The organism is Streptomyces sp. NPDC056527 (genome assembly GCF_042794475.1).
In the GTDB taxonomy this organism is placed as follows: domain Bacteria; phylum Actinomycetota; class Actinomycetes; order Streptomycetales; family Streptomycetaceae; genus Streptomyces.
Genome location: NZ_JBHTTQ010000116.1, coordinates 1 through 22474 on the forward strand (window position 1 = coordinate 1; position 22474 = coordinate 22474).

Annotated in this window: 18 protein-coding genes; 12 read left to right on the plus strand and 6 right to left on the minus strand. The window is 72.5% G+C overall.

The genetic code is table 11. The features are described from left to right. The 4 genes from ACFQ7Q_RS32935 to ACFQ7Q_RS32950 all read left to right on the plus strand — a co-directional run. The coding region (locus ACFQ7Q_RS32935; RefSeq protein ID WP_383561618.1) for an AAA family ATPase at positions 1–712 on the plus strand (712 nt) is incomplete at its 5' end. Further along, entirely contained in the window at positions 709–3156 is a 2448-nt protein-coding gene (locus tag ACFQ7Q_RS32940) for a DUF5682 family protein (protein WP_383561620.1), read from the plus strand. The genes ACFQ7Q_RS32935 and ACFQ7Q_RS32940, both read left to right, overlap by 4 nt. Next, positions 3153–4310 (plus strand): VWA domain-containing protein, encoded by a 1158-nt coding sequence (locus ACFQ7Q_RS32945; protein WP_383561622.1) that lies wholly within the window; start codon positions 3153–3155, stop codon positions 4308–4310. The genes ACFQ7Q_RS32940 and ACFQ7Q_RS32945 overlap by 4 nt, the downstream gene beginning before the upstream one ends. Next, positions 4307–6304 (plus strand): hypothetical protein, encoded by a 1998-nt coding sequence (locus ACFQ7Q_RS32950; RefSeq protein ID WP_383561624.1) that lies wholly within the window; start codon positions 4307–4309, stop codon positions 6302–6304. The genes ACFQ7Q_RS32945 and ACFQ7Q_RS32950 overlap by 4 nt, the downstream gene beginning before the upstream one ends. Positions 6305–6336: 32 nt before the next feature. On the opposite strand, the gene ACFQ7Q_RS32955 is transcribed toward ACFQ7Q_RS32950, so the two are convergent. From ACFQ7Q_RS32955 to ACFQ7Q_RS32970, 4 genes are all read right to left on the minus strand, one after another. Continuing rightward, complete coding sequence (locus ACFQ7Q_RS32955; RefSeq protein WP_383561626.1) at positions 6337–7614, minus strand: sugar ABC transporter permease; 1278 nt, start codon at positions 7612–7614, stop codon at positions 6337–6339. After that, on the minus strand, positions 7611–8390 hold the full coding sequence (locus ACFQ7Q_RS32960) for an ATP-binding cassette domain-containing protein (RefSeq protein WP_383561628.1): 780 nt from the start codon (positions 8388–8390) through the stop codon (positions 7611–7613). Before ACFQ7Q_RS32960 ends, ACFQ7Q_RS32955 begins: the two co-directional genes overlap by 4 nt. A gap of 38 nt (positions 8391–8428) precedes the next feature. Continuing rightward, positions 8429–9511 (minus strand): substrate-binding domain-containing protein, encoded by a 1083-nt coding sequence (locus ACFQ7Q_RS32965; RefSeq protein WP_383561630.1) that lies wholly within the window; start codon positions 9509–9511, stop codon positions 8429–8431. 150 nt (positions 9512–9661) lie between these two features. Beyond that, on the minus strand, positions 9662–10102 hold the full coding sequence (locus tag ACFQ7Q_RS32970) for a MarR family winged helix-turn-helix transcriptional regulator (RefSeq protein ID WP_383561632.1): 441 nt from the start codon (positions 10100–10102) through the stop codon (positions 9662–9664). A 157-nt stretch (positions 10103–10259) separates the two neighbouring features. Here ACFQ7Q_RS32970 and ACFQ7Q_RS32975 point away from each other — a divergent pair, with 157 nt between their 5' ends. The 5 genes from ACFQ7Q_RS32975 (at position 10260) to ACFQ7Q_RS32995 (ending at position 18298) form a co-directional block, all read left to right on the plus strand. Beyond that, complete coding sequence (locus ACFQ7Q_RS32975) at positions 10260–11753, plus strand: MFS transporter (protein WP_383561634.1); 1494 nt, start codon at positions 10260–10262, stop codon at positions 11751–11753. Positions 11754–11882: 129 nt separating this feature from the next. Then, positions 11883–12791 carry an aldo/keto reductase gene (locus tag ACFQ7Q_RS32980; RefSeq protein WP_383561636.1) on the plus strand — a complete coding sequence of 303 codons (909 nt, stop codon included), beginning with the start codon at positions 11883–11885 and terminating at the stop codon, positions 12789–12791. Between the two features lie 193 nt (positions 12792–12984). Then, positions 12985–15099, plus strand: coding sequence for a SpoIIE family protein phosphatase (locus ACFQ7Q_RS32985; protein WP_383561638.1), 2115 nt, complete (start codon positions 12985–12987; stop codon positions 15097–15099). Further along, positions 15096–17519 carry a SpoIIE family protein phosphatase gene (locus ACFQ7Q_RS32990; RefSeq protein ID WP_383561640.1) on the plus strand — a complete coding sequence of 808 codons (2424 nt, stop codon included), beginning with the start codon at positions 15096–15098 and terminating at the stop codon, positions 17517–17519. The genes ACFQ7Q_RS32985 and ACFQ7Q_RS32990 overlap by 4 nt, the downstream gene beginning before the upstream one ends. A 50-nt stretch (positions 17520–17569) precedes the next feature. Further along, positions 17570–18298 carry a YoaK family protein gene (locus ACFQ7Q_RS32995; RefSeq protein ID WP_383561642.1) on the plus strand — a complete coding sequence of 243 codons (729 nt, stop codon included), beginning with the start codon at positions 17570–17572 and terminating at the stop codon, positions 18296–18298. Here the strand turns inward: ACFQ7Q_RS32995 and ACFQ7Q_RS33000 are convergent. Next, on the minus strand, positions 18288–18806 hold the full coding sequence (locus ACFQ7Q_RS33000) for a carboxymuconolactone decarboxylase family protein (protein WP_383561652.1): 519 nt from the start codon (positions 18804–18806) through the stop codon (positions 18288–18290). The two genes, ACFQ7Q_RS32995 and ACFQ7Q_RS33000, sit on opposite strands and share 11 nt — an antisense overlap. 119 nt (positions 18807–18925) lie before the next feature. Between ACFQ7Q_RS33000 and ACFQ7Q_RS33005 the strand changes: the two genes are divergently transcribed. Further along, positions 18926–19849, plus strand: coding sequence for a pirin family protein (locus ACFQ7Q_RS33005; protein ID WP_383561644.1), 924 nt, complete (start codon positions 18926–18928; stop codon positions 19847–19849). A 112-nt stretch (positions 19850–19961) separates the two neighbouring features. Beyond that, positions 19962–20303: a GNAT family N-acetyltransferase gene (locus ACFQ7Q_RS33010; RefSeq protein ID WP_383561646.1), complete on the plus strand. Its 342-nt coding sequence runs from the start codon at positions 19962–19964 to the stop codon at positions 20301–20303. A gap of 112 nt (positions 20304–20415) precedes the next feature. Here ACFQ7Q_RS33010 and ACFQ7Q_RS33015 read toward each other — a convergent pair whose 3' ends face one another. Further along, positions 20416–21627, minus strand: coding sequence for an FAD-dependent oxidoreductase (locus ACFQ7Q_RS33015; protein ID WP_383561648.1), 1212 nt, complete (start codon positions 21625–21627; stop codon positions 20416–20418). A gap of 86 nt (positions 21628–21713) precedes the next feature. On the opposite strand from ACFQ7Q_RS33015, the gene ACFQ7Q_RS33020 reads away from it, so the two are divergent. Further along, on the plus strand, positions 21714–22154 hold the full coding sequence (locus ACFQ7Q_RS33020) for an MFS transporter (RefSeq protein ID WP_383561650.1): 441 nt from the start codon (positions 21714–21716) through the stop codon (positions 22152–22154). Positions 22155–22474 lie beyond the last annotated feature (320 nt).

The window sequence follows — 22474 nt, forward strand, 5'->3', positions numbered from 1 at the left end:
CTCCGAGGGTCCCTCGACGAGGTCGCTCGTACCGGCTCCGATGTTGAGGGGCATGCAGGAGGGCCGGCTCGTACGGTTCGAGGAGATCACCCGCTGCCCGCTGGAGGTGCAGGACTCGCTGCTCTCTCTGCTGTCCGAACGGGTGTTGTCCATACCGGAGTTGGAGGGGTCCGAGGCGATGGCCTTCGCCCGGCAGGGCTTCAACGTGATCGCCACGGCGAACACCAGGGACCGGGGCGTCAACGAGATGAGCGCCGCGCTCAAGCGGCGCTTCAACTTCGAGACGGTCTTCCCCATCCCCGATCTGGACACCGAGATCGCCCTGGTCGAGGCGGAGGCGACGGCGCTGCTGCGCAGCTCGGGCGTGACCGCGGCACCGGACCGGGACGTGATGGAGGTCCTGGTGACCACCTTCCGTGAACTGCGTTCCGGAGTCGGCCGGGACGGCTCAGGGGTGGACCGGCTCTCCTCCGTGATGAGCACGGCGGAGGCCGTGTCGGTCGCCCACGCGATGGGCGTCCGGGGCTGGTTCCTGCGGGGCGAGCCGGCCGACGCGGCCGACCTGGTGACCTGTCTGGCCGGTACGGCGGCCAAGGACAGCCCGGAGGACCTGGCCCGGCTGCGCCGCTATCTGGAGCAGCGGGTCTCCGGTCGGCGCGGCGCCCAGTGGAAGGCCCTGCATGCCTCCCGCCATCTGCTGGCGGGCGGATGACGGTCACGTTCCTGGGCGTACGGCACCACTCCCCCGCCTGCGCACGGCTGGTGGCCCGCACCATCGAGGAGCTGCGGCCCGCGCACGTCCTGGTGGAGGGCCCGGCCGATCTCAACGGTCGCCTGGACGAGTTGCTCCTCGGCCACGAGCTGCCGGTGGCGGTGTTCAGCCACTACCGGGACGAGAAGCGGGCCGCCACGTCCTGGGCACCGCTCTGCGACTACTCCCCCGAGTGGGTCGCGCTCACGGCGGGGCGGGCGGCGGGCGCCGAGGTGCGGTTCATCGACCTGCCCGCCTGGCATCCGGCGTTCGCCGGGCGGACCAACCGGTACGCGGACGCCGAGGCCCGCTATGCCGAGGCGACGGAGCGGCTGTGCCGCCGCTTCGGCGTCGACTCGGTCGACGCCCTGTGGGACCGGATGTTCGAGTCGGCCCCTCAGCCGGCCTCCGAGCCCGCCCCCGGCTCCGCCACCCATCGCGCCCCCGAGTCGGCTTCGGATCCGGCCGGCGACGGGCTCGCCGCGCGACTCGACGCGTACTTCGACGTGGTCCGCGGCGACGCCACCGCGGACGAGGGGGATCAGGCGCGCGAGCGGTACATGGCGTCCTGGGTGCGGGCCGCCGTGGCCGCCGCCGGGGAACGGCCCGTTCTCGTCGTCACGGGCGGCTTCCACCGGCCCGCGCTGCGCACCCTCGTGGACCCCGGCGGTCCGCAACGGTCGGACGCACCGGTGGGCCCGGAGGAGGGCACCGCGCCCTCCGGCCCTGATCGGGAGGGCGGCTGGCCGGCGGTGCCGGCGCCGCCGGAGGGCGCGATCGGCGGCAGCTTCCTCGTGCCGTACTCCTTCCGTCAGCTCGACGCGTTCGCCGGCTATCAGTCCGGGATGCCCTCGCCCGCGTACTACCAGCGGCTCTGGGAGGCCGGCCCGCGCGCCGCCGGGCAGGACCTGGTGCGCTCCGTCGTGAAGCGGCTGCGCGCACGGAACCACCCGGTGTCCACCGCCGCCCTGATCGCCGCGCACAGCACCGCGTCCGGCCTCGCGGCGCTGCGCGGCCACCCGCTGCCCACCCGCCTCGACCTCCTGGACGGGCTGGCCGGCGCGCTCGTCACCGACGCCCTCGACGAGCCGCTGCCCTGGACCCGCCGTGGAGCGCTCGGCGCGGGCGCTCACCCGGTCGTCGTGGAGATGGTGGCGGCCTGCTCCGGTGACCGCGTCGGCCGGCTGCACCCCGACACGCCCGTGCCCCCTCTGGTGCACGACGTCGCCGCCCGTCTCACGGCTCTCGGCCTCGACGGCTCGCGGGCCGTGACCCTCGAACTGGCCGACCCCGCGGACCTGACCCGCAGTCAGGTGCTGCACCGCCTGCGGGTGCTGCGGATCCCGGGGTTCGTTCGGGTGTCGGGGCCGACCCATGGCACCGACCCGGTCTTCACCGAGCGCTGGGAGCCGTCGCCCCTGGCGGGCCGTGAGGCGGCGCTCATCGAGGCGGGCGGCTTCGGCGCGAGCCTGGAGGAGGCCGCGGCGGTCGCACTCGGCGACCGGGCCCGGGATGCCGGTACGGAAGCCGGCGCCCTGGCCGATGTCCTCTTCGACGCCGTGGTGTGCGGGGCCACTCGGCTTTCGGCCCAGGTGCTCTCCACGCTCTGCGCCGGTCTCGGCCGGGCCGCTGCGCCCGGCCCGCTGGGCCGGGTGCTCGGTACGGCACTGGGGCTGTGGCGCCACGACCGGGTGTACGGCGTGGCCCGCGATCCGCTGCTCGCCGCGGCGATCGACACCGCCGTCGGCCGCGTCCTGTGGCTCGTCGAGGGTCTGCACGGATCGGGCGCCCCCGATCGCGACCGCCTGCATGCGCTGGCGGCGGTCCGTGACGCGCTGCTGCGCGCCGAGGAGCTGCTCTCCGTCTCGCGGGAGGCCGCGGCGGCGGTGTTCCGCCGGATCAGTCTGGACGCGGCCGCGCCGGCCGACCTGCGCGGTGCGGCGTTCGGACTGTTCCGGGTCCTCACCCCGGCCGCCGCTCCGGACGGCAGCGGTACGGGTACGGATGCCGGGACCGCCGCGAGTGCGGGGGCCTCGGCGCGCGCGATCGGGGACCCGGGGACGCTCGGCGACTGGCTCGCGGGCCTGTTCTCGGTCGCCCGTGAGGAACTGACCGGGCACAGCGGTCCCGAGCCGCTGATCGACGTACTGGACGAGCTGGTACGTGCGATGACGGAGACGGAGTTCCTGGTGGGTCTGCCCGCGCTGCGGCAGGCGTTCGCCTACTTCCCGCCGCGCGAGCGCGAGCAGATCGCCGCCCGGCTGATCGAGCGGCGCGGGCTGCGCGGCTCGGCACGCTCACTGCTGCGCACCACCGCCGACCCCCTGCTGATCGCACGCGCCCGGGAGTTGGAGGCCCACGTGCGGCACACCCTCGACACCTACGGTCTGCGAGCGACGTCATGACCACCGGGAATCCCGCACCGAACACCCCCGATCCCGGCCTGGAACGCTGGCGGCTCGTCCTGGGCGCCCCCGCCGAGCGCTGCACGGGGCCGCTCTCCGGCGAGCCTGCGGCCCGCGACGCCGCGCTCGACTGGCTCTACGGTCGCGACGCCGAGCAGGCACGGCGTGGTGTCCGCGCGGGCACTCACGCCCGGGAGGGAGGCGACGGGCCGTCCGCCGTCACCGCGGTCGACTGGCTCGACGACATCCACCGCCTCTTCCCCAAGGAGACCGTCGAGCGCCTGGAGCGGGACGCCGTCGAGCGCTACGAGATCCACGAGATCGTCACCGACCCGGCGGTTCTGGAGCGCGTCGAGCCCAACCCCACGCTGCTGCGCGCCGTCCTTCGCACCAAGCACCTGATGAACCCCGAAGTGCTGCGCCTGGCCCGGCGGATCGTCGAGACGGTCGTCCGGCGTCTCCTGGAGCAGCTCAGGACCGAGGTCCGGCGCTCCTTCACCGGGGCGCGCTCGCGGCGCCCGAGTCGGCTGCCCCTCGCGCGGGACTTCGACTTCCGCGGCACGATCAAGGCCAACCTGGCCCACTACCAGCCCGAAGAGCGCCGTGTGCTGATCGAGCGTCCGCGCTTCCACTCCCGCACGAGCAAGCACCTGGAGCAGTGGCAGCTGATCCTGCTGGTGGACCAGTCGGGCTCGATGGTCGACTCGGTCATCCACTCGGCCGTCACGGCCGCGAGTCTGTGGGGGCTGCCGGGCCTGAGGACCCATCTGGTCGCCTTCGACACCGACGTGGTGGACCTGACGAGCGAGGTGACCGATCCGGTCGAGCTCCTCATGCGCGTCCAGCTCGGCGGAGGTACGGACATCGCGCGCGCCGTCGACTACGGCTCCGGGCTCATCGACAACCCCCGGCGCGCGATCGTCGTGCTGATCACGGACTTCTACGAGGGCGGCGACCCCTACCGGCTGGTGCGCGGGGTCCGGGCGCTGGTCGAGCAGGGCACGACCGTGCTGGGTCTGGCCGCGCTGGACCAGGAAGCCGACCCCGTGTACGACCGGGGGCTCGCGCAGCGTCTGGCGGACGCCGGGGCGCACGTCGGCGCGATGACGCCGGGCGAGCTCGCCGCGTTCGTCGCCGAGAGGCTGGGCCGATGAGCCGTACCGACCTGCTCGCACTCGACGCGGACACGCTCGCCGCCCTCACCAATCGCGGTCTGGTGAAGCGCGCCACGAAGGAACTCGACGCCGGTACGGGGGCGTCGGTGTCGCTCGCCGCGGACGCCACGCTGCGCGGCCGTTTCCCCGACGGCACGGAGGTGTCGTTGCCGCCCGGCGCGGGCCTCGACCAGGGCTCCTGCACCTGCGGGGCCCCGGGGCTCTGCCGCCATCTTCTGGGGCTCGTCCTCGCCTACCGGCGTACGGCCGAGGAGGGGCCCGCCGCCGAGGTACCGGCGGCCGACGCGTCCGCGCCGCCCTGGTCCCCCGGTGATCTCGACGACGAGGCGCTGACCACCGCGGTCGGGCGTCGTGCGGTGGCCTCCGCGCGGCGTACGCTCGCACGCGGCTACACCGCCCGGCTGCGGCACCCGAGCGCCGAGGAGCCCGGCGCGCGGGCGGAACTCCCCACCTGCACCGTGCGGTTCCCGGGTCGCGACGCCGTGGGGCACGCGGTCACCGACGCCTCCGACGACCTGCGCGGGGAGATGATCGCGCTCGCCGTCTGGGCGTTCCGGGCAGCCGTGGAGGCCGACCCGGACGCACCGCCGACGCAGATCGACGTCGGCGGCCGGAAGAGCCGCTCCGGCACCGACGGGGCAGCGCTGGACACGGCCGTCTCGCTCGTCGACGAACTACTCCTGGACGGTGTGGCGCACGCCGGACCGGTCCTGGCCACGGCCCTGCGCCGGGTACGGGACGAGCTGACCGCCGCGGCCCTGCACTGGCCGGCCGGGGCGCTGACGGAGTTGATCGCGCAGCTGGACGACCATGCCGCACGGGGTGCCCACTACCGGGCCGAGGAGCTGGCCTTCCTGCTGACCGAGGTGCATGCCCGCCGGCGGGCCTCGGCGCGTGGGGCGTCGCTCGCCGCGTCCCGGCTCCTGGGTTCCGGGGAGCGGGGCGACACACCGCTGCGCCGCGTCCGGCTGACCGCGCTGGGCTGCCGCGTGGGCGGGACTCCCGCCGACCGGACGGCGGAGGTGTACTTCGCCCACGGCGCCGCCGGCATCGCCCTGGTGCTGCGCCGGCACTGGGAACTGACAGAAGGCCAGGAGCCGACGGGGCACGAGCTGGTGTCGCGGAGGATCGCGGGTTCCACCCTGGGCGCGGTGGCCCGCTCGCATGTGGTGAGCGAGCGGGCCTCCCGTACGCCCGGCCGTTCGCTCACCATCGGGACGAGCCGGGTCGCCGGTACGAGTGTGACGCCGGTCGGCACGGCGTGGTCGGAGCTCCCCGAGCCCTTGCTGGTACGGGACTTCGCCGCGCACGCCCGTGCGCTGGCCGCGCTGCCTCCGCGCCTGGTCCGGGCCCGGGTCGAGGCCGACTCCGTCCATGTGGTCGAGGTCCATGAGGTCGGGGAGATCGGCTACGACCCCGCGCAGCAGCGGCTCGAGGCGACGGTGACCGACGCGCGGGGGACGTCCGCGACGGTCCTGGCGTCGTACAACCCGTACAGCCCCGGCGGGTTGGACACGCTGGCCGCCGCGCTGGGAGGCGGCGGGGGCGAGGTCCGGCATCTGAGCGCGTTCGTCCGGGCTTCGGGAGGCGGCCTCGTCCTGGACCCGATCGCCGTGATGACCACCGAGGGTGTGATCGTGCCCGACCTGGCTCCGCCGCCGGTCGGCGGGCGCCTCGCCCCGACCGTGGCGCGTCGCCCGGAGGACCCGATCACCGGCGCGTTGGAGTCCGCCCTGTCCTGTCTGGCGGCCGCGGCGGCCCGTGGTCTGCGGCACCTTCCCGAGGGCGCGCTGGCGGAGGTCGAGGAGTCGGCGACCCGCCTGTCACGGGTCGGTCTGGCCACCGCCGCGGAGCTGGTCCGGGCCGTCCCGGCGGCGCTGCGCCAGGTGGGTCCCACGGCGGCCGTCGGGGCCTGGGTGGAGGCGCAGATCCATCTCGTGACGGCGTCGGAGCTGCGTTCCCGCGCGCTCTGACGGGCGCGGGAACGCTGGGGGATCGAGAAGGCTCAGGCGCGGCCCGCGGCCTTCTGGCTCCTGCGGGACAGGGAGTCGACGACCACGGCGGCGAGCAGCACCGATCCGGTGATCATGAACTGGACGGCGTTGCTGACGCCCATGATGTTCATCCCGGACTGGATGGATCCGATCACCAGGGCGCCGAGCAGGGCCGACCACACCGAGCCGCGTCCGCCGAACAGACTCGTGCCGCCGATGACGGCTGCCGCGATGACGTTCATCAGCAGGTTGCCACCGCCGGAGGTCTGGCTCGCGGACTGGATCTGTCCGGCCAGGAAGAGGCCGCCGACCGCGGCCATGGTGCCCGCGATCGAGAAGACGGACATGCGGATGAACGGCACGCTGATACCGGCGCGCCGCGCGCCCTCGATGTTGCCGCCGACGGCGAAGATCTGCCGCCCGTACGACGTGCGGCGCAGCACGAAGTCCACGATCACCAGCAGGATCAGGAAGATCAGGAGCGCGAGTGGCAGGCCCTGGTACTGGTTGAGGATGTAGGCCGCGACGAACGCGATCGCGGCGATGACGACCGTACGCAGCACGATCTCGGCGATCGGGCGGAACGGTACTCGGGCGGCCTGGCGGCGCCTGGCGTCGAGCAGCGAGGCCGCCAGGAAGAGTCCGACGCCGACCGCCGCGGTCACATAGGCGGCGGCCGGGCTGTGGAAGATGGTGGAGTAGAGCTCGGAGACGATGCTGTCGCTGGGGATGTTGACCGTGCCGCTGGTGCCGAGCACCTGGAGCATCAGGCCGTTCCAGGCGAGATTGCCCGCGAGGGTGACGACGAACGCCGGCACGCCGACCTTGGCGAAGAAGAAGCCCTGTATGAGCCCGACGGCCGCTCCGCCCGCGATGGCGACGAGGAGCGCCAGCCACTCGTTCATCCCGTTCAGGACGTTGAGCACGGCGAAGATGGCCGCGCACAGGCCGCTGACGGAGCCGACGGAGAGGTCGATCTCGCCCAGGAGCAGGACGAAGACGATCCCGACGGCGATCATGCCGGTGCCGACGATCTGCTGGCTGAGGTCGGAGAGGTTCTGGGCCGAGAGGAAGGCGCTGTCGAGGCTGCCGAACACCGTCCAGATGATGACGACGGCGACGACGACGGGCAGGGATCCCAACTCGCCGCTGCGCAGCTTGCGTTTGAACTCCCCGAGATACCCGCGGAGCCCTTCCTCGCGGACGAGCAGCCGGCTGTCGACGGCGGGCATCGCTTCGGGCGCCGTTTCCTGGGAGGAGGCGTCGTCGGGGCGTCGGTCCCGGTTCATCGCTCCTCCTCCCGCTTGCGGGCCTGGCGGCGGGTGACGGCGCTGTCGGACGCACCCGTGATGGCGGAGATGATCTCCTCGGTGGTGGTGGAGCGTTTGTCGAAGAACCCGTTGTTCCTGCCGAGGCGCAGAACGGCGATGCGGTCGGCGACCGCCATCACGTCCACCATGTTGTGGCTGATCAGGATGGTTCCGAGACCGTGGTCGCGGAGTCGTTCGACCAGGTCGAGGACTTGGGCGGTCTGCTCCACGCCGAGGGCGGCGGTGGGCTCGTCCAGGATGACGACCTTCGGTTCGCCGATCAGGGAACGGGCGATCGCGACGGTCTGCCGCTGGCCGCCGGAGAGGGAGGCCACGGGGATGCGGACGCTGGGGATACGGATCGACAGCGTGCTGAGCAGCTCGCGCGAACGCCGTTCCATCCCGACCTCGTCGAGCACGCCGAAGCGTTTCAGCTCGCGGCCGAGGAAGAGATTGCCGACGACGTCGAGGTTGTCGCAGAGCGCGAGGTCCTGGTAGACGGTGGCGATGCCGAGGTTCTGGGCGTCGTGGGGCCGGTTGATGGTGACTTTCCGGCCCTGCCATTCGATGACGCCCTCGTCGGGCGGGTTCACCCCGGCGATCGCCTTGACCGCGGTGGACTTCCCGGCGCCGTTGTCACCGACGAGCGCGACGACCTCGCCGGCCTGGACCTCCAGGTCGAAGTCCGACAGCGCCTGGACGGCGCCGAACCGCTTGGATATCCCCCGCAGCGTGAGCACAGGTCCTTCCGGCAAACCAACCGCCTCCTCCGCACACCCCCGATGGGCTACGGCTACTGGAGTCCGGCCTCCTTGCAGGCTGCGGCGTAGGTGGGAGTGCAGATCTCCGCGACCGTGTACAGACCGTCCTTGACGACCGTGTCGCCGATGTTGTTCTTGTCGACCACGATCGGGGTCAGCAGATTGGCCGGGACCTTCTCGCCACTGCCGCTGGTGACGGTCGTGGGCGTCAGGGACGCGGGAAGCTCCTTGCCCTCGGCGAAATCGACCGCCATCGTGGCGGCGATGTCGGCCTCAGGCTTGTACGGCTTCATGATCGTGATGGTCTGGGTGCCGAGCAGGATCCTCTGGATGGCGTCGAGTTGGGCGTCCTGACCGGTCAACGGCACGTTGATACCGGACGACTGGAGAGCGGTGGAGATGCCGGCGGCCAGACCGTCGTTGGCCGAGTACACGCCGACGATGTTGTCCTTGCCCAGGGCGCTGATCGCGCCCGACATCTGCTGGTTGGCGTTGTTCGGGTCCCAGTTCGGCGTGTCGTACTCCTTGCCGATCTTCACCTTGCCGTCGAGGACGGAGTGGGCGCCGGCCTTGAACTCGGCCGCGTTCGGGTCGGTCGGCGAACCGTTGTGCATCACGATCTGGCCGGTGTCGGCCTTGTCGCCGAGCGCGTCGAGCAGTGCCTGACCCTGCAGCTCGCCGACCTTGCGGTTGTCGTACGAGACATAGGAGTCGACGGGCCCCTGCGCGAGGCGGTCGTAGGCGACGACCTTCACACCGGCGTCATGCGCCTTCTGCACCGAGGACTGGATGGACTTGGCGTCGACCGCGTCCAGGATCAGCACCTTGTTGCCCTTGGCGAGGGCGGTGTTGACCTGCTGTTGCTGGGTCGTGGCGCTCTCGGCGGCGTTGTAGTAGTCGATCTGCGCGTCGGGCGCCAGTTCCTTGATCTTCTGCTCGATGTACGGCCGGTCGAACTTCTCGTACCGTGTGGTCTTGCTCTCGGGCAGCAGCAGACCGATCTTGACGTCCTGTTTCGCCTCATCCGGCTGGGCCGCGCCGCTGGTCGCCACAGCGCCGAGCGAGAGTGCGGCGGCCCCGACCAGGGCTATCGCGCCGCGCAATGTGCGGGACATGGGGGCTCCTTCCGTACGCCCCCTTTCCTTCGCCCGAAGAGCGCGGAAACGAGGGTGCAGATATGGCCTTAATACGACATTAGCCGCAACCCAGGCACCGGCAAGCGGGTGACGTCACCCCACGCGCTGTCTTGGGACCGCCACTTCGCCTCAGGCGCGCTTCTCCATGCCCGGGCGCAGCCGCTCCAGCAGGGCATACAGGGTCGCCCTGTCCTCGGCGCCGAGGGTGTCGAGCGCGCCATGGGTCGCCTGCATCTCCTCGCGGACGCGCAGGATGACCTCACGGCCCTCGTCCGTCACCACGACGTTCTTCACACGGCGGTCGGCGGCGTCGGGCTCGCGGCGCACGAGGCCGCGGGATTCCAGGCGGTCCACGATCCCGGTGATGTTCGACGCGTCGCACACCAGCAGGGTCGCGAGCGCGCGCATCGGCTTCGGGGTGTCGAGCTGGGCGAGGACCTTGCCCTGCATCGACGTCAGACCGTGGTGGGCCGCGGCGGCGGCGAAGTCGCGCCACTGGGCCGAACCGATGGCGGCGAGGAGCTCAAGGAGCTGGAGCTTGGTGGGGGTCTCAGGGGTCGTCGTGCTCACGCTTCGAGCGTACTCAAGATCCTTGACATTATCAATTGTTTACTTGACCACCTGAACTATCTCCGTCTACCGTCGACCGAGTTACTTGATGACATCAAACATCTACGCCCTGAAGCACCCCTGAGCACCCCGAAGCACTGAGAAGGTCCTCCCCGACATGAGCCCCTCCACTCCCCCGGCCACCGCCGGGCCCCGACGCGAGACGGTCGTCATCTTCGCGCTGAGCCTCGCGGCCATGGTCGTGTCGATGATGCAGACCCTGCCGGTCCCGATCCTCGGTCTCATCCGCGACGATCTCGGCACGTCGACCGCCGACGTGAGCTGGGTGACCACCGCCACGCTGCTCTCCGCCGCCGTCTTCACCCCGCTGCTCGGCCGCTTCGGCGACCAGCACGGCAAGAAGCCCACGCTGGTGGCCGTCCTCGGCGTCATGGTGATCGGCTCCGTCATCGCCGCCCTGGCGACCTCGCTCCCGCTGCTGGTCCTGGGCCGTGTGCTTCAGGGCGCCGCCACCGCGATCTTCCCGCTCGCGCTCTCCGTCCTGCGCGAGGAGGTCCGCCCGCAGAAGCTGCCCGGCGCGATGGCGCTCGTCAGCGGCACCCTCGCCTTCGGCAGCGGCCTCGCGCTCGTCGCCACCGGCCTGCTCACCTCGGGCTCGGACGCCGACTACCGCAGCGCCTTCTGGATGGCGACCGGCTTCGCCGCCCTCGCCCTCCTCGCGGTGGTCTTCCTCGTCCCCGCGACCCGGCACAAGACCGGCGGGCGCACCGACTTCCTCGGCGCGCTGACCCTCGGCCTCACCCTGCTGCTGCTTCTGCTGCCCATCTCCCAGGGCCAGGAGTGGGGCTGGACCTCCGGCCGTACGCTCGGCAGCTTCGCCGGCGCCGCCGTCATGACCGTCGTCTGGGTCCTCACCGAGCTCAAGGTCCGCGAACCCCTGGTGGACATGCGGATGTTCGTCCACCGGCCGGTGCTCATGGCCAACCTGGCCGGCGTCCTCGTGGGATTCGGCATGTTCGCCAACTTCCTGGGCGTCTCGTACCTCGTGCAGATGCCCGAGGCGCTGACCGGCTACGGCTTCGGCGCGTCCATCCTGCGCGCCTCCGTACAGTTCCTGCTGCCCGGCGCGATCGTCTCCCTGCTCGCCTCGCCCATCGGCGGCCGGCTGGTCCGCCACCGCGGCCCGCGCACGGCCCTGATCCTGGCCGCCGCCCTCGGCGCCGTGGGCTTCGGCTGGCTCGCCCTCGACCACGCCCACACCGTCTCGGTGATCGGCGCGGGCGTCGTGGTCGGTGCGGCCGTCAGCTTCGGCTACGCGGCGATGCCCGCCGTCATCATGGCGAGCGTCCCGCCCCACCAGAGCGGCATCGCCAACGGCATCAACTCCATCTCCCGCTCCACGGGCAGCGCGATCGGCAGCGCCGTGGTCACCACGATCCTGGCCTCGCAGACCATCGAGCACCTCCCGGCGGGCGCTCCGGCCCTGCCGGCGGAGTCCGGCTTCACCCTCACCTTCTGGATCGGGGCGGCGGCCTTCGCACTCGTGGCCGTCATCGGCCGGGTGGGACTGCGCGCCCGGCAGGAGCCCCGCACCGCGGCGGTGAACTTGCCCGCCACCGAGCAGACGGCCGCGGCCGCGGCGACAGCCTGACCGGACGGCGGCGGCCGAGCCCCTCCGGGCAAGGCCGCCGCCGCGTCGCCGGCCCACCACGGCACCCATGGATTCGCCCCTGCCTTAATCAATGGTCCGGCAGCCCGCCTCGGGCGGATCATTCCGCACATGACGGAAGAGACGATCGACGCGGCGGCAGCGGGCACCTGGAAACTCGGCGATCTGGAGATCAACCGGATCGGGTTCGGCGCGATGCGACTGACACAGGACGGTGCGGCGTTCGCGCCGGGCGCGGCACCGAGCGACCGGAACCGGGCGATCGGCGTGCTGCGTCGCGCCGTCGAGCTCGGGGTGAACCACATCGACACCGCCGCCTTCTACTTCTCCCCGCTGCGCTCCGCGAACGAGCTGATCAACCGGGCGCTGGCGCCCTACCCGGACGACCTCGTGATCACCACCAAGGTCGGACCGGGCCGAGGCCCCTCCGGCGAGTGGCTGGACCACGCCACGCCCGAACAGCTGCGCGGCCAGGTCGAGGAGAACCTGCGCCAACTCGGACGGGACCACCTGGACGTGGTGAACCTGCGCATCGTCGGCACCGATTCGATCGCCGAACGCTTCGGCGCACTGGCCGAGCTGCGCGACGCCGGCCTCATCCGCCATCTGGGCGTCTCGAACGTCACCCCCGAGCACCTCGCCGAGGCCCGGGCCATCGCGCCGGTGGTCTGCGTCCAGAACCAGTACGGCATCGGCGTCCGGCCCGAGTACGACGCGTTCGTCCGCGACTGCGGCGATCTCGGCATCGCGTTCGTGCCGTTCTACTCGATCGCCGGCACCCGAAGGGAAGCGGGCGGCGGCGGCGCCGACCACCCCGAGCTGCTCACCGTCGCGCGGGCGCACGGGGCGAGCGCCGTACAGGTGCGGCTGGCCTGGACGCTCCACCAGGGCCCGCACGTCCTCGCCATCCCCGGAACCGGCAACCCGGACCACCTGGTCGCGAACGTGGCCGCCGGCGCGCTTCGACTGACCGACGAGGAGCTGGACGTCCTGAACGCACTCCACCGGCGAGTGGCGTGACACCGCCGGCCGGCCGACCTCGACCGGAAGCCGTGACGCGTCACCGAAGGCGCACGCCACATCACCGGACGGGTGCACGTCGGCGGCCGACGACTGGCGGTCCGTTCCCGCGGCGGGATGATGGAGGAGACCCGTGCGTCCGCTCCGTAGAGGTGCAGCAGTGGCTGCGGGGTGGAGGAGGGATGCGGTCTGGATGAGCGCGGCGGCGTTTCCCCCTGCCGGCCCGGACCCGGCGAGCGGTGAGCTCGCCGTGGAGCCCGGCGGGCTCCTCGACGTACTCGGGGTGGCCGCCGTCGTCGTGGACGCGACCGGCCGGATCGTCCTCTGGAGCCCCCAGGCGGAGGCGATCTTCGGATACCCGGCGGCCGAGGCGCTGGGCCGGCCGGCTGCCCCGCTGCTGGTCTCCGAGCACCAGCGGGACCAGGTGCTGTCCCTGTTCGAGCGCGTCATGTCGGGCGGTGGGCCCTGGGCCGGAGTCATCTCGGTACGCCGCAAGGACGGCCGCACGATCCAGGTCGAGTTCCGCAACACCCGGCTCCAGGACGACGAAGGGGGTCTGTACGCACTCGGTCTCGCCACGGACGCGGCCACCGCGAGGCGCGTGGAGCAGGACCTCGCCCTGTCCTCCCGGCTGGTCGCCCACTCCCCGATCGGCCTCGCCGTGCTGGACCCCGACCTCCGGTTCGTCCTCGTCAACCCGGCGCTGGAACGCATCGACGGACGCACCGCCGCCAGCTATCTGGGCCGCACGTTCCGCGAGGCCGTGACGTCGCCGGACGCCGACGAACTGGAGCCGGCGCTCCGAGAGGTACTGGAGACGGGGGTTCCCATCCTCTCCAGGAACGTGCGGGGTTCCGTCCGCCCTGACGGCAAGGAGCAGATGTGGTCGATGTCGCTGTACCGCCTGGAGACGTCGGGCAAGCGCGTCGTCGGGGTGGCAGCCTCGGTCGTGGACATCACCGACCAGCACCATGCCGCGAGGGCGGCAGCACGGGCCAGGCGCCGTCTGGCGGTGATCGCGGACGCCTCCGAGCGCGTCGGCACCACGCTCGACCTGGACCTGACCGCTCATGAACTGGCGGATCTGGTGGTGCCGGAGTTCGCCGACATCGCGGCGGTCGACGTCCTGGAGGACATCCTGACCGGTCCGCACCCCGGAGGGACGAGGGCCTCGGGTCCGGCCGTCTTCCGCGCCCTCGCCGTGAAGGCCGCGTACCCCACCCCGGCGGAAGAGGCCGCGGACCCGGTCGGCAAACCGGCCCGTTACGGCACCGAGCGGCTGGTCACCCAGTGCGCCCGTACCGGCCGCCCGGTTCTCGTCCAGCACGTCACGGACGGCGACCTCCCCCGCATCGCCCGCGCCGGCTCCGCCGCCGAACTCCTGCGGCAGGCCGGCATCCACTCCTATCTCGCCGTCCCCCTGCGCGCCCGTGGCGTCGTCCTCGGCGTGCTCGACCTCAAGCGCGCGCGGAACTCGCAGCCGTTCGACCGGGACGACGTCCTGCTCGCCGGGGAGTTGGCGGCCCGCGCGGCCGTGGCCATCGACAACGCCCGTTGGTACCGGCAGCAGAGCCAGGCCGCCCTCGCCCTGCAGAGCCATCTGCTGCCCCACGGTCCGGCACGGCTGAACGGGCTCGACGTGGCCTATCGCTATCAGCCCGCCTCCGCGGCGGTCGAGGTGGGCGGGGACTGGTTCGACGCGATCCCGCTGCCGGACGGCAGGACGGCCCTCGTCGTGGGCGACGTGATGGGCAGCGGCATCACCGCCGCGGCGACCATGGGGCAAGTGCGCACCGCGGCCCGCACGCTCGCCGGGCTCGGTCTGTCACCCGCCGTGATCCTGACCCACCTGGACCGCATCATCGCCGATCTGGACGACGCGATGGCCACCTGCGTGTACGCGGTGTACGACCCCCATCAGGGGATCTGCCGCATCTCCAACGCCGGCCATCCTCCGCCCGTACACGTCCCCGTCGGTCGGGCCCCCCTCCTTCTCGACCTGCCCACGGGCGCGCCCCTGGGTGTCGGCGGCGTCCCCTTCGAGACCGAGGAGATCGAGTTCGTCGCGGGTGACGAACTGGTGCTGTACACCGACGGCCTGGTGGAGACCCGTGACCAGGACATCGATGTCCGGCTCGCGGCCCTCACCGACCTGCTCGGCCAGTCCTCCCTGCCCCTGGAGGAGACCTGTGACCTGCTCCTGGGTGCGCTGCGGGGCCCCGACGACCATGACGACGTCGCTCTTCTGATCGCCCGGGCCCAGCCACCGTCCGGCACCGAGAGCGGTCGAGAGGAGGAGGCACCGTGAACGACACGCCCTTCCCGCGTGCCGGCTTCCTGCCCTTCCCCGAGGGCACCGCCGGCGCCCTGCTCGACGGCCGGGGGCGGATCAGCGGCTGGACACCGGAGGCCGGGGCACTGCTCGGCCGGTCCGCCGTCGACGTCGTCGGCCTGTCGGCGCGCGCCCTGCTGGCCGACCCCGCTGCCTGGCCGGCGATCGTGGCGGCCTACGCGCGGGGGGCCCGGGGCGGCGAGGCGGTGCTGCGCACGGGCGGGGGCGAGCCCGTGCCCGTCGTCTTCCACTTGTTCGATCTCACCGACGTGGGCGAGCGGGACGGTACGGCGGGTGTGGGGGCGGGCGCGGGATGCCTCATCCTGGTCGCCCCGGCGGCAGAGGCCCTCAGTTGGCACCAGGACCAGGCGTTCATCAGAGAGCTGTTCCTCCAGGACCGGGTGGGACTCGCCGTCCTGGACTCGGAGCTACGGCTCCTGCGGACCAACACCCACCTCCTGCCGTACACCGGCGTGCCGTCCGATCTGCGCGGCCGACGCCTGAGCGACTTCCTCTGGCCCGGAGACGCGAAGTCGGTCGAGGAGAAGCTGCTCCAGGTGCTGGCCACGGGCCGGCCGCTGATCCGCGCCGAGGAGTTCCTGCGGACCATCGAGGATCCGGCCGGAGGGGTGGTCATCGCGATCTCGGCGTTCCGCCTGCAGAAGCCCGACGGGCAGGCCCTGGGGGTCACGGCCCTCTTCACCGATGTGACCGAGCTGCACCGTTCGAGCGAGCGCCTGGCGTTGTTGCACCGTGCCACGGCCAGCGTCGGCGGTTCTCTGTCGGTCAGGGACACGGGCAGGGAACTGGCCGCCGCGTTGGTACCCGGCCTGGGCGACCTCGCCGTCGTGGAGATCGCGGAGGCGGTGTCCCTGGGCGAGGAGCCGGTGCCGGACCGGGAGGGGCGGCTGCTGCTCCGCCGTACCGCCGTGGCGGGGCTTTCCGCGGCGGGGGACGGCCCGGTCACCTCGGACGTCGGCCTCGTCGCCGTCGACGACGGTGACGACCACGACGTCGGTGGCTACCCGATGACCATGACGGCCTCGCTGCGCGCCCGGGGGATGGTGCTCGGCCGCGTGTCCCTGGGCCGGAACGCCGACCGTGGAACGTACGAAGCTGCCGACCGGGACCTGCTGCGCGAGATCGCCGACCGTGCGGCCCTCGCTCTCGACAACGCCCGCCGCTTCACGCGAGAGCGCCGCGCGGCCGTCGGCCTCCAGCGCAGCATGTTGCCGCCTACCCAGATGGAGACGATCGCGGCGACGACCTCGGGCGCGTACCTGCCCGCGGACACCACGAGGGGTGTCGGCGGGGACTGGTTCGACGTGATCCCGCTTTCCTCCGCCCGCGTCGCCCTGGTCGTGGGGGACGTCGTCGGCCACGGCCTCGCGGCCACGGCCACCATGGGCAGGCTGCGCACGGCCGTGCGCACCCTCGCGGATCTCGACCTCGAACCGGACGAGTTGCTCACCCACCTCGACGACCTGGTCGCCCAACTGCTCGCCGAACCCGAGGAGACGGACCTCGACGAGGAGGGCGAGAACGGGACGGACAGCGGTGACCCCGACGACTTCGACGACGGCTGGCACATCGGCAACCCCTCCTCCCCCACGGGCGCGACCTGTGTGTTCGCGATCTACGACCCGGTCTCACTGCGATGCACGGTGGCATCCGCGGGCCATCCACCGCCCGCCCTGGCGGACCCGGAAGGCCGTGTGTCGTACCTCCCGGTCGACCCGGGTCCCCCGCTGGGTGTCGGCGGCCTCCCTTTCGAGACGACGGAGGTCGACGTGGCCCCCGGAAGCGTCCTCGCCCTGTACAGCGACGGCCTGATCGAGGGGCGGGACGGCGACATGGACGCGGGCATGAACGAACTCGCCACCCATCTGACCCGCCCCGCCTCCCTCGCGGGTCCCCTGCGCGAACTCGGCCGCGCGATCGTCGCGGGCCGCCCCGCCGACGGCCTCGGGGACGACGTCACCCTGCTGCTCGCCCGCACCCGGGCGGTGCCGGCCGAGGACGCGTCCTCCTGGCAGATCGACGCCGATCCGGCGGCGGTCGGCACGGTACGGGAGGCCGCGACGACGCGGCTGCGCGAATGGGGGCTCGAAGAGCTCGTGTTCACCACCGAGTTGGTGCTGAGCGAACTGGTCACCAACGCCATCCGGTACGCCGGTGGTCCGATCGACGTACGGCTGATCCGCGCGGGCCGCCTGATCTGCGAGGTCTCCGACCCCAGCGCCACCCACCCACGGATGCGTCGAGCCCGGCTGACCGACGAGGGCGGCCGCGGCCTCTACCTGGTGGCCCAGCTCACCACCCGCTGGGGCAGTCGCTACAGCCGCCACGGCAAGACCATCTGGGCGGAACAGGAGTTCCCGCCGGCCACCGGCTGAGGCATGTCCGTGCCCGGCGCATCAGGCGGACCCGGAAGGAGCATCCGAGGATGCGCAGACTGCTGGCCGACGTGGCCCACACGCTGGTCCCGCCGACGGGCGACCGACACGGGCCTCTGCCGCCGCTCATGTTGACGCTGACGGTGGTGACCGGCCTCGTCGACGCGGTGAGCTTTCTGGGACTCGGGCATGTCTTCGTGGCCAACATGACCGGAAACGTGGTGCTCCTCGGCTTCGCCCTGGCCGGTGCGGAGGGGCTGTCCACGCCCGCCTCCGCCGTGTCGATGGCGGCGTTCCTCGCCGGCGCGACGGCCGCCGGCCGCTTCGGCGCCCGGTTCGCCGCGCACCGTGGGCGGCTTCTCGCCGCGGGCACGGCGCTGCAGGCGGTGCTCGTGACCGCGGCCCTCGTCACCGCCGTCGTCGCGCGGGACGAGGTGAGCACCCCGGTCCAGTACACCCTGATCGTGACGCTCGGACTCGCCATGGGGATGCAGACCGCGGTCGCCCGGCGCCTCGGCGTCCCGGACCTGACCACGACCGTGCTGACCCAGACGCTGACCGGACTGGCCGCGGACTCCACCGCGGCCGGTGGAGCCGGCCCTCGGCCGGGCCGGCGATTCCTGTCCGTACTGGCGATGTTCCTCGGCGCCCTCGCGGGCGCCCTGCTCCTTCGGATCGGACTGACGGTGGTCCTGGGGGTGACGCTGGCGCTGCTGGTGGCGGCCTTCGTGGTGACACGGCGCCTGTCGGCCGGCGACGCCGCGTGGGTCAAGCCGTAGCGTCGCGCACAAGGGGCTCCGCGTTCCGTACGGGATGTGCCGCATCCCGTACGGGATGCCGGCTCAGGATCGAGACGCGGTTGAACGCGTTGATGGTGATCGCCACCCAGATCACCGCGGATATCTCGTCGTCGTTCAGGACCTCGCGGGCCGCGCCGTACGCCCGTTCCTGCGCGAGCGCGTCCGCGGGATCGGTCGTGGCCTCCGCCAGGGCGAGGGCCGCGCGCTCCCGCACGGTGAAGAGCTCGGTGTCGCGCCAGGCGGCGAGCACGCCGAGTCGCCGGGTCGTCTCGCCGGCCCGGAGCGCGGCCCTGGTGTGCACGTCGAGGCAGTAGGCGCAGCCGTTGATCTGGGAGACGCGGAGGTTGACCAGTTCGACGAGGACGCGGTCGAGGCCCGCGTCCGCGGCCGTCGCGCGGACGGCGTCGGCGGTGCGGACCAGCGCCTGGTAGGCCGTCGGGCTCTGCTTGTCGAGGTAGACCCGCCCGCCCGTGGACACCTGTGCCATGTCGCTCACCACTCGCTCCTTCGCTGCCGACCCGTACCGGTACCCCGTGCGTGTCGCGGGTACGAGCGCTATCATCGTCCATGATTGTTGAAAACGAAACTACATGAGAGGGGTCGGGCATGGGCGACACGGACGTCGAGGTCCTCACCGCCCGGGACGTCCCGCTGGGCGGCCCGCGCGCCATGACCGTACGGCGCACGCTCCCCCAGCGGGCCAGGACGCTGATCGGAGCGTGGTGCTTCGCCGACCACTACGGCCCCGACCCGGTCGCCGAGTCCGGCGGCATGGACGTCGCGCCGCACCCGCACACCGGGCTGCAGACGGTCAGCTGGCTCTTCAGCGGGGAGATCGAGCACCGCGACAGCCTGGGCAGCCACGCGCTCGTACGACCCGGGGAGCTGAACCTCATGACCGGCGGCCACGGCATCAGCCACACCGAGGTCTCCACCCCGGGAACCACCGTCCTCCACGGGGTGCAGCTGTGGGTGGCACTGCCCGACGAACACCGCCACGCCGACCGCGACTTCCGGCACCACGTCCCGAAGCCCGTGGAACGCGACGGCGCGGAGATCCGGGTGTTCCTCGGCACGCTCGCCGGCGAGACCTCCCCGGTGCCCACCTTCACCCCCCTCCTCGGCGCCGAACTCCTCCTCGACGCCGGCGCCACGGTCACGCTCCCCGTCGATCCGGCCTTCGAACACGGCCTGCTCGTCGACGAAGGAGCAGTCCGCCTCGCCGACACTCTCCTCGGCCCGGCCGAACTGGGCTACCTCGGCACCGGACACGCCACGCTGACGCTGACGAACGAGTCCGACCACCGCGCGCGCACGGTCCTCCTCGGCGGTACACCCTTCGACGAGAAGATCGTGATGTGGTGGAACTTCATCGGCCGCAGCCACCAGGACATCGTCGAGGCGAGGGAGGAGTGGGAGCGAGCCTCCGAGCGCTTCGGCCATGTCGACGGCTACCCCGGCGCCCGCCTCCCGGCCCCGGCCCTCCCGAACGCCGCCCTGACTCCACGGGGGAACCCGCCCCGCGCCTGAGCCCGCCGGCGCGCTGTGAGCCCTTGAGCGCCTCACAGCGCGTCACTCCCCCCATGCCCCTCACGCCCCTCACATGCTGAGCCCCTCACATCCTGAGCCCGAAAGGCACACCATGAGCGAGCAGGAATCCACCCCCGTCGTCCGGCACGTCGACCCCCGTCACCGCTACGAGATCCTGGTGGACGACCAGCACGCCGGCCTCACGGCGTACCGCGACCGCGAGGGCCGGCGGGTCTTCTTCCACACCGAGATCGACGACGCCTACGCCGGCCGGGGCCTCGCCTCGATCCTCGTCGAGCAGGCTCTGACCGACGTGCGCGCCTCCGGCATGCGGATCGTGCCGGTCTGCCCGTACGTGGCGAAGTTCCTCAAGAAGCACGAGGAGTTCGCCGACATCACCGACCCGGTCACGCCCGAGATCCTTCAGTGGCTGGAGGACCGACTGGCCCGCTGACTCCCGGAGCGACGACTCCCGCCGCCCGCCGAGGTCCCGCGCTCCAGCCGACCGGCGACGCCCGATCGACGGCTCCCGTGGACGAGTTGGCCGGCGGGGCAGTCGGAGCGCGTCATCTCGTCGGCCGGTCCGGGAGGTGGAAGCCGTCGAACAGGTCGTCCATGCCACGCAGAGCCAGCCGGGTAGGGGTGGCGCGTACCGCGAGGTCGCGGGCCGCCACCGCGAGCGGGTGACGGAGCGCGCCCAGGCGGCCGACCCGGCGGGCGCGGACGCGCACGGTGTCGGTGCGGTCGCGGCGCGCGGCGGTGTACGCGGCGAGTGCGGCCGGGATGGTGTCCGAGCCGGCCCCGCCGTCCCCGGCGTCCCCGGCGTCCCCGGCGGGCAGGAGGTGGGCGAGGACCACCGCGTCCTCGATGGCCTGGCAGCCGCCCTGGCCGAGATTCGGCGCCATCGCGTGGGCGGCGTCGCCGAGCCAGGCGATCCGGCCGTGGTGCAGACGCGGGAGCGGGGCGGCCAGTTCGTGGAGATCGTGCCGGAGGACATCCTCGGGGGCGAGGCGATCGACACGGTCCAGCAGGGCCGGAATCGGGTCGTGCCAGGAGCCGAAGCGACGGCGGAGTTCGGCACGGGGGTCGGCCGACCGGGCGCCGGCCGGAACGGCGGCCGTGGCGTAGAGATAGAACCGGCCGTCGGAGAGCGGAGTCACTCCGAACCGCTCGCCCCGCCCCCAGGTCTCGCTCATGGCCGGAATCCGGAGGTCCGGCGCTTCCACGAGGGCCCGCCAAGCGGTCTCGCCGATGTAGCGCAGGCCGGGGTGGGCGGGGAAGTACGCGCGGCGCAGCGGGCTGTGGATCCCGTCGGCGGCGACGACCACATCGGCGCGAAGGTCCGGGCCGGCTTCCGTACGCAGGACCGGGCGGCCGACGGCGTCGTCGACGGCGGTCACGGCGGTGCCGTAGCGAAGGGCCTCCGTCGGCAGGGCGGTGGCCAGGGCGAGAGCAAGGGCCGGGCGCGGGACGGCGATCGGGGGCAGCCCGTAGCGCGCCGCCAGGTCGGCGGTACCGGTCCGGGTGAGCCACCGGCCGTCGGCGCGACGCACACCCATCGTGGCGGGTACCGCGCTTCCCGTGGTCCGGGTGATGTCGACGTCGATGGCCTGGAGTGCGCGCAGCGCGTTGGGGGCGAGGCCGATACCGGCACCGGTGACGGGGGGTTCGGTGGCGCGTTCGCACACGGTGACGTGCCAACCACGGCGATGCAGTGCCACCGCGGCCGTGAGACCACCGATCCCGGCCCCGACCACGACCACGCGGCGCCTCGACATGGAGCCTCTCCCCCTCGATCCCCGGGCGTCCGCCGCCGTCATGGAGCCGCCACCGGTTCACGCGGGCAGCGCGTCGCACCTCCGTCGTGTGCGCACGACGCCAATGTGCCGAATGCTACGCACCGACGCCGAACCCGTCGTGCGGGACGTCGAGTTGCGGCAGCGGGCTGTTCGCCCTGTTCTTCGCCCTCATGGGCCTCGCGCAGGGCGTCAACCCCGGAGTCAACCGGCCCATGGTCATGGCCATCACACCGCCCGAACTCCGCGGCGCCGCCTTCGCGGTCTACATCACCGTCTTCGAAGCCGTCGCCTGGGCCGCGTTCAGCCTCGGCGCCGGTTTCCTCGGCGACGCGATCGGCCTGCGGGTGGTCTTCCTCTGGGTCCTCGTCGTCCTGATGGCGGTCAACGGAGCCGTCCTCACCCTCCTGTACCGGACGTACGCCAAGGACGTCACCCGCGTCCAGCAGGACCTGGACCGACGACGAACCGAAGCCCTCACGGAGGGAGCCACACATCGCGAACCCTGAGTCCGTCGGGAACGAGGGCACGGCCACGCCGGTGCCGTTGCGGACGACCTTGAACGTGCCGGAGGTGACCAGGGCCGGGTCGAGGCCGTCACTGGGCTCGGCGCGCAGCTGCCGGATGTGGTCGCCGTTGTACGCGGTTTCGTGCTGCCGGCCGAGATCGCCCATCCAGCTGATGTGCAGGTCCCCGTTCGCCGGCTGGCCGAACTCCTAGGCGGGCTCTGTCCGCGACCGGCTCCCATCCACGCAGCGGGGCCGACCCGCTGGACCTGCGGAAGGTCCCCAGCCACAGCGCGCCCAGGGCCTGCCTCCCTTCCGGGAAG

Coding starts and splice junctions, on each gene's coding strand:
- ACFQ7Q_RS32945 (WP_383561622.1), top strand. CDS start 3,153: ATGACCACCGGGAATCCCGCACCGAACACCCCCGATCCCGGCCTGGAA.
- ACFQ7Q_RS32965 (WP_383561630.1), bottom strand. CDS start 9,511: ATGTCCCGCACATTGCGCGGCGCGATAGCCCTGGTCGGGGCCGCCGCA.
- ACFQ7Q_RS33005 (WP_383561644.1), top strand. CDS start 18,926: ATGGGCGACACGGACGTCGAGGTCCTCACCGCCCGGGACGTCCCGCTG.
- ACFQ7Q_RS32940 (WP_383561620.1), top strand. CDS start 709: ATGACGGTCACGTTCCTGGGCGTACGGCACCACTCCCCCGCCTGCGCA.
- ACFQ7Q_RS32985 (WP_383561638.1), top strand. CDS start 12,985: ATGAGCGCGGCGGCGTTTCCCCCTGCCGGCCCGGACCCGGCGAGCGGT.
- ACFQ7Q_RS32980 (WP_383561636.1), top strand. CDS start 11,883: ATGACGGAAGAGACGATCGACGCGGCGGCAGCGGGCACCTGGAAACTC.
- ACFQ7Q_RS32950 (WP_383561624.1), top strand. CDS start 4,307: ATGAGCCGTACCGACCTGCTCGCACTCGACGCGGACACGCTCGCCGCC.
- ACFQ7Q_RS33015 (WP_383561648.1), bottom strand. CDS start 21,627: ATGTCGAGGCGCCGCGTGGTCGTGGTCGGGGCCGGGATCGGTGGTCTC.
- ACFQ7Q_RS32995 (WP_383561642.1), top strand. CDS start 17,570: ATGCGCAGACTGCTGGCCGACGTGGCCCACACGCTGGTCCCGCCGACG.
- ACFQ7Q_RS32955 (WP_383561626.1), bottom strand. CDS start 7,614: ATGAACCGGGACCGACGCCCCGACGACGCCTCCTCCCAGGAAACGGCG.
- ACFQ7Q_RS33010 (WP_383561646.1), top strand. CDS start 19,962: ATGAGCGAGCAGGAATCCACCCCCGTCGTCCGGCACGTCGACCCCCGT.
- ACFQ7Q_RS32975 (WP_383561634.1), top strand. CDS start 10,260: ATGAGCCCCTCCACTCCCCCGGCCACCGCCGGGCCCCGACGCGAGACG.
- ACFQ7Q_RS33000 (WP_383561652.1), bottom strand. CDS start 18,806: ATGGCACAGGTGTCCACGGGCGGGCGGGTCTACCTCGACAAGCAGAGC.